Here is a 5,582-nt window from a genome sequence, read left to right on the forward strand (position 1 = left end):
CGCCCGCGCGCTGGCCACCCGCCCGCAGATCCTGCTGTGCGACGAGGCCACCAGCGCGCTGGACCCGCAGACCACCGCCTCGGTGCTGGCGCTGCTGGGCAAGATCAACCGCGAGCTGGGCCTGACCATCGTGCTGATCACCCACGAGATGGACGTGATCCGCCGGGTCTGCGACCGCGTGGCCGTGCTCGATGCCGGGCATCTGGTCGAACTGGGCCCGGTGACCGAGGTGTTCCTGCATCCCCAGCATCCGACCACGCGCCGGTTCGTTTCCGAATCCGAGCATGTGGATGAAGGCGAGCAGCTGCGCGATTTCGCCGCGGTGGGCGGCCGCATCATGCGCCTGACCTTCCTGGGCCAGGACACCTACGAACCCCTGCTCGGGCGCATCGCCCGCGAGACCGGGGTGGACTACAACATCCTGTCCGGGCGTATCGACCGGATCAAGGACACCCCGTACGGCCAGCTCACCGTTGCGCTGGTGGGCGGTGACGAGGACGCCGCGCAGGCCGCGTTCGTTGCCGCGGGCGTGCATGTGGAGGAGCTGCGCCGATGATCATCGCCACCGCGGACGGTTTCTTCCGCCACCTGGATGCCGGCAAATGGGCCGACATCGGCCAGGCCACGATCGACACCCTGCTGATGCTGGCCGGCTCGCTGCCGCTGACCCTGGCGATTGGTCTTCCGCTGGGCGTGCTGCTGTTCCTGACCGGCTCGCCGCAGCTGCACCGCAAGCCGGTGGTGTACGGAGTGCTGGCACTGCTGGTGAACCTGCTGCGCTCGGTGCCTTTCATCATCCTGATGATCGTGCTGATCCCGGTCACGCTTGGTCTGATGGGCACCTCGCTGGGCGTACGCGGGGCGATCCTGCCGCTGGTGGTGGGCGCCGCGCCGTTCTATGCGCGACTGGTGGAAACCGCACTGCGCGAAGTGGACCGGGGCGTGATCGAAGCCAGCCAGGCGATGGGCGCGACCACCGCGCAACTGGTGTTCAAGGTGCTGCTGCCCGAAGCGCGGCCGGGCCTGATCGCCGGCGCCACGGTCACCACCATCGCGCTGATCGGCTTCACCGCGATGGGCGGCGCGATCGGTTCCGGCGGTCTGGGCGATCTGGCCTTCCGCGACGGCTACCAGCGCTCGCACACCGACGTGGCTCTGGTCACCGTGGTGCTGCTGCTGGTGCTGGTACAGGCCCTGCAGATGCTGGGCGACCGTCTGGTCACGCACTACAGCCGCAAGTGACCGGCTGATCCATCGACAATGGCGTCGCCGCCACCTGCTAGGGTGGGGCGCTCGCCGTTTCCGTTTTTCCAGGAACCCATCCCCCATGAAAAAGCTGCTTGTCCTTCCGCTGATCACCGCCGTTCTGGCCCTGGCCGCCTGCGGCAAGCCCGCCGCCGATGATTCCAGGCTGGTGGTCGCTGCCACCGCCGTGCCGCACGCCGAGATCCTGCAGGTGGTCAAGCCGATCCTGGAAAAGCAGGGCGTCACGCTGGACGTGCGCGTGTTCAACGATTACGTGCAGCCCAACGACCAGCTGGTGCAGAAACAGGTCGATGCCAACTACTTCCAGACAGAGCCCTACCTGGACGCCTACAACCGGGACCGCAAGACCGATCTGGTCACCGTCACCGGCGTGCATATCGAGCCGTTCGGCGCCTATTCGCGCCGCGTCACCTCGCTGGACGCGCTGCCCAACGGGGCCGATGTGGTCATTCCCAATGACCCTAGCAACAACAGCCGCGCGCTGATCCTGCTGGACACCGCCGGCGTCATCAAACTCAAGGATCCAAACAACGCGCTGTCCACCCAGCGCGATATCGTCGCCAACCCCAGGCAGCTCAAGTTCCGCGAGCTGGATTCGGCGATGCTGCCGCGCGTGCTCGACCAGGTCGATCTGGCCCTGATCAACACCAACTACGCACTCGATGCCGGGTTGAATCCGACCAAGGATGCACTGGCCATCGAGAGCAGCGATTCGCCGTACGTGAATTTCCTGGTCGCCCGTCCGGACAACAAGGACGATGCCCGTGTGCAGAAGCTGGCCCGGGCCTTGAACAGTCCGGAAGTGAAGGCTTTCATCGAGCAGAAGTACAAAGGCGCGGTGCTGCCGGCGTTCTGAGCCGGCGTTGCATTTCCCTGGATGTTGCGGGGCACGTGCGGGGATTGCCGTGCTCCACCCGCGGTAACCGCATCGATCACGGGTGCGCTTTGAGGGGAGTTTCCGTCCATACCATTGCTGATCGCGTTGCCCCTGGGCGTACTGGTGTTCGTGGCGATCGTGTTGTTGCTGCTGCCGCTGTCGCTGTGGCAGCGTGTTCGCAGCGGTGGCGCCCGCCGGCAGGCATGGCCGTGGCTGGTCACGCTCAACTTCTGGGCCACGCTGGCCTCCACGCTCGGGTTCGCGCTGTTTGCCACGATCGCCAGCGCATGGTGGCCCGCCGCGTGGCTGTACGCCGTTATCGGCTGGCTGGCCGGGGTGCTGCTCGGTGTGCTGGGTCATGCGCTGACCCGCTTTGAAAGCGGCCCGCAGGCACTGTTCTATACCCCCAGTACCTGGCTGGTGGCACTGTTAACGTTGATGATCGCAGTGTGGCTGGTGGCCGGGCTGGTGCAGCTGGCAGGCCTCGGTCAATGGCGTGCCCTGGCCGGCGTCCGGCTGGCTCAGTCATGCCGGACTGCTGGCGATGGCAGCGGTGCTGCTGGGCTACGCCTTGATGTATGCCGCGCTGCTGCGGCGCAAGGTGCGCCATCACCTGCGTTACCGGGGATTTGACCGCAGTCCGCGCTGAGCGCCCGCCCGGTGGCGGTCCGCCAGCGGCATCGCTAGCTGGCGCCACGTTACACGGAGATCGTCGATGGGCCTGCTGCATCTGCTGGGGCGCCGGATGGCGCACTTTCTCGCGCAACCGCGGCGTCACCAGACCCGGCCTTCGACCAGTGATCCGGCGCTGCTGGCGCGGACCCTGCAGCGCGGCGATGTGTTGCTGGTGGAGGGCAACAGCCGCTTCGCCACGGCGATCAAGTTCCTGACCCAGTCCACCTGGTCGCATGCGGCGCTGTACATCGGCGAGGAGCCGCTGGTCGAGGGCGCGCGTCCGCAGCCGATGCTGATCGATGTGGACGTGGAGCAGGGCGTGCGCCGCATTCCACTCGGCGAGTTCGCCCGCCAGCACACCCGGATCTGTCGCCCGCACGGACTGGCGCCGGCGGTGGTGGACCAGCTGGTCGGCTTCCTGCGTGCGCGGCTGGGCTACAGCTACGACCTGAAGAACGTGTTCGATCTGGCCCGCTACCTGATCCGCCAGCCGCCGGTGCCTGCACACCTGCGGCGGCGGCTGATCGCGCTGGGCAGCGGCGAGCCGACCAAGGCGATCTGTTCGACCCTGCTGGCACAGGCGTTCGAGTCGATCCGCTATCCGATCCTGCCCGAAATCGAGTCGGTACTGGGCTGCGCCGGTGGCCATGAACAGCGCCAGGAGATCCTGCACATCCGCAACTACAGCCTGTACACGCCACGCGATTTCGACGTGTCACCGTTCTTCGAGGTGGTCAAGCCGCGGCTGCAGGCCGGCTTCGACTACCGCGCGCTGCAGTGGAGTGATGAAGCCCGGCCCCGCCCGGGCGGCGGAGTGCCGATACACGAAGGCACGGACCGCGAACGGCCCGTGCCTTTCTCAACCGCTATCGATGGCGATCAGAAACGGGCGCCGAGGCCGATGCCGATGGTCCACGGGTCCAGCTTCAGCTCGCCGGCATTCTGGCCGGCCACGCGCAGATCCGGGCGGGCATGCATGTAGCGGGCGTCGGCGCGCGCGAACCAGGTCGAATTGATGTTCATGTCCACGCCCACGGTGCCGATCGCGCCCTTGGCGGTTTCGATGCCGACGTGGTTGCCGGTGCCGCTCAGGCCATCGATCTTCTCGTTGCTGAAGTTCGATTCGTAGTAGCCCAGGCCGGCGAACGGCCGGAATGTGTTGTCGGCCGCGCCGAAGTGCTACTGCGCGCTCAGCGCCAGTGGCTGCTGCTCCACGCTGCCGACCTTGCCCAGACCGTCGGCGCGGACGCGATGATTGAACTTGTCGGCCGCGCCCCACAGCTCGATGGCGAAGTTGTCATTGAAGTAGTAGCTGGCGCTCAGGGTCGGGGCCGGGCCGCCATCGACCTTGTCGATGCCATCGGCCGGATCGGTCTTCGGCTGCAGCAGGCTGATGCCGCCAACCACGGCGAAATGTTTGCCGGAAGCGGTGTCGCCGGTCGCGTCCTGCGCGAATGCGGGGGCCGACAGCGCCAGTGCGCCGAAGGTGGCAAGGCTGAGCATCTTGATGGAACGCATAGCGGACTCCTCGTACTTTCTGGTTCGGGATTGCGGTGTTGCCAGGCCCCTTTCTGCGGGGCCGGTAGAACCCTAGCCATGGCAAGATGAATCCCTTCGTACGCGACATCCGGCGTCCGCATCGATGTTCATGAAACCCAGCGCAAACCCCATGCAAACCGTGCCTTCCCGCCGAGCGTCATTCACGATGTTGTGGTGCATGTGATGGCACCCACCGTGTTGCAGGGCCTGCCCGCGCAGGTGTACGGGCAGTGCCGGGTGCTGGTGCTGGGCTCGATGCCCGGCGCGGCGTCGTTGCAGCAGGCGCGCTACTACGCCCATCCGCGCAACCGCTTCTGGCCGCTGATGGCAGCGCTGTGCGACTTCGATGCCTCGCTGGCCTATGCCCGGCGCATGCAGTGTCTGCAGCGCGCCGGCGTGGGGGTGTGGGACGTGATCGGCCAATGCCAGCGTGCCGGCAGCCTGGACGCGGCCATCGTGCGCGGCAGCGAAGTGGTCAACCCGCTGCCGGCACTGCTGTCGCAACTTCCGCAGCTGCAGGCCATCGCCTGCAATGGCGCGGCGGCCCATGCCGCGTTCGTGCGCTGGGTGCAGCCGGCTTTACCGCCTTTGGCGGTTGGACTGCCGGTGTTGGCGTTGCCGTCCACCAGTCCGGCCAACGCGGCGTGGTCCCTGCCGCGTCTGCTGCAGCGCTGGCAGCAGCTGCAACCCTGGTTGATTGCCCCGGCGCGCCCTGCAAACCCAGCCCCCGCGGGCATGACCGGGCAGGACAGCTGAGACAGCCGGCAAGCCACGGACGGGGCAACGCATCGGACACGCCCGGCGTCGCCATTGACATGGCGTGCAGCTGTCCGGGGACATACGCATGCGAATTCAGTTACGGCGGTTGGCGCTACGCCCCGCTGACGCCACAATAGGAGATTCCCTCACTGTTGCTGGAGTAGTTTCATGGCCGAAATCAAGGAAGCACTTGTCCCCGATATCGGTGACTACAGCGACATTCCGGTGATCGAAGTGCTGGTCGCCGTGGGCGACACCGTCAAGAAGGACCAGGGCCTGGTCACGCTGGAATCGGACAAGGCGACGATGGAAGTGCCTTCGTCGGTGGCCGGCGTGGTCAAGGAAATCAAGGTCAAGGTCGGTGACAACCTGTCCGAAGGCAAGGTCGTGGCGCTGATCGAAGTGGCCGAAGAGGTTGCCAAGCCCGCCGCTGCCGCCGCCGCGGCCGCTCCGGCCAAGGTCGAAG

7 protein-coding genes and 1 pseudogene are annotated in these 5,582 nt (G+C 66.6%); 7 read left to right on the top strand and 1 reads right to left on the bottom strand.

The genetic code is table 11. The annotated features are described in order from the left end of the window. The 5 genes from JCM9942_RS10080 to JCM9942_RS10100 all read left to right on the top strand — a co-directional run. Positions 1–556: NIL domain-containing protein (locus JCM9942_RS10080; protein WP_304941136.1), on the top strand; the 556-nt coding region annotated here is incomplete at its 5' end. Further along, entirely contained in the window at positions 553–1,242 is a 690-nt protein-coding gene (locus tag JCM9942_RS10085; RefSeq protein WP_054659427.1) for a methionine ABC transporter permease, read from the top strand. The genes JCM9942_RS10080 and JCM9942_RS10085, both read left to right, overlap by 4 nt. An 85-nt stretch (positions 1,243–1,327) precedes the next feature. Beyond that, on the top strand, positions 1,328–2,122 hold the full coding sequence (locus JCM9942_RS10090; RefSeq protein ID WP_054659429.1) for a MetQ/NlpA family ABC transporter substrate-binding protein: 795 nt from the start codon (positions 1,328–1,330) through the stop codon (positions 2,120–2,122). Between the two features lie 126 nt (positions 2,123–2,248). Continuing rightward, positions 2,249–2,776 carry a CcdC protein domain-containing protein gene (locus JCM9942_RS10095; RefSeq protein WP_256202362.1) on the top strand — a complete coding sequence of 176 codons (528 nt, stop codon included), beginning with the start codon at positions 2,249–2,251 and terminating at the stop codon, positions 2,774–2,776. Positions 2,777–2,858: 82 nt separating this feature from the next. Further along, entirely contained in the window at positions 2,859–3,800 is a 942-nt protein-coding gene (locus JCM9942_RS10100) for a YiiX/YebB-like N1pC/P60 family cysteine hydrolase (RefSeq protein ID WP_083468498.1), read from the top strand. On the opposite strand, the pseudogene JCM9942_RS10105 reads toward JCM9942_RS10100, so the two are convergent. After that, positions 3,698–4,336 (bottom strand): annotated as a pseudogene (locus JCM9942_RS10105) (OmpW/AlkL family protein). The gene JCM9942_RS10100 and the pseudogene JCM9942_RS10105 sit on opposite strands and share 103 nt — an antisense overlap. 204 nt (positions 4,337–4,540) lie before the next feature. Here JCM9942_RS10105 and JCM9942_RS10110 point away from each other — a divergent pair. Further along, entirely contained in the window at positions 4,541–5,113 is a 573-nt protein-coding gene (locus tag JCM9942_RS10110) for a DNA-deoxyinosine glycosylase (protein WP_054659433.1), read from the top strand. 171 nt (positions 5,114–5,284) lie between these two features. Then, positions 5,285–5,582: acetyl-CoA carboxylase biotin carboxyl carrier protein subunit (locus JCM9942_RS10115; protein WP_054659431.1), on the top strand; the 298-nt coding region annotated here is incomplete at its 3' end.

Origin of the sequence: Stenotrophomonas pictorum JCM 9942 (genome assembly GCF_001310775.1) — a bacterium.
In the GTDB taxonomy this organism is placed as follows: domain Bacteria; phylum Pseudomonadota; class Gammaproteobacteria; order Xanthomonadales; family Xanthomonadaceae; genus Stenotrophomonas; species Stenotrophomonas pictorum.

What these genes read in the sequence shown, in the direction of transcription:
- JCM9942_RS10090 (WP_054659429.1), top strand. Translation starts at nt 1,328, where the DNA reads ATGAAAAAGCTGCTTGTCCTTCCGCTGATCACCGCCGTTCTGGCCCTG.
- JCM9942_RS10110 (WP_054659433.1), top strand. Translation starts at nt 4,541, where the DNA reads ATGGCACCCACCGTGTTGCAGGGCCTGCCCGCGCAGGTGTACGGGCAG.
- JCM9942_RS10085 (WP_054659427.1), top strand. Translation starts at nt 553, where the DNA reads ATGATCATCGCCACCGCGGACGGTTTCTTCCGCCACCTGGATGCCGGC.
- JCM9942_RS10100 (WP_083468498.1), top strand. Translation starts at nt 2,859, where the DNA reads ATGGGCCTGCTGCATCTGCTGGGGCGCCGGATGGCGCACTTTCTCGCG.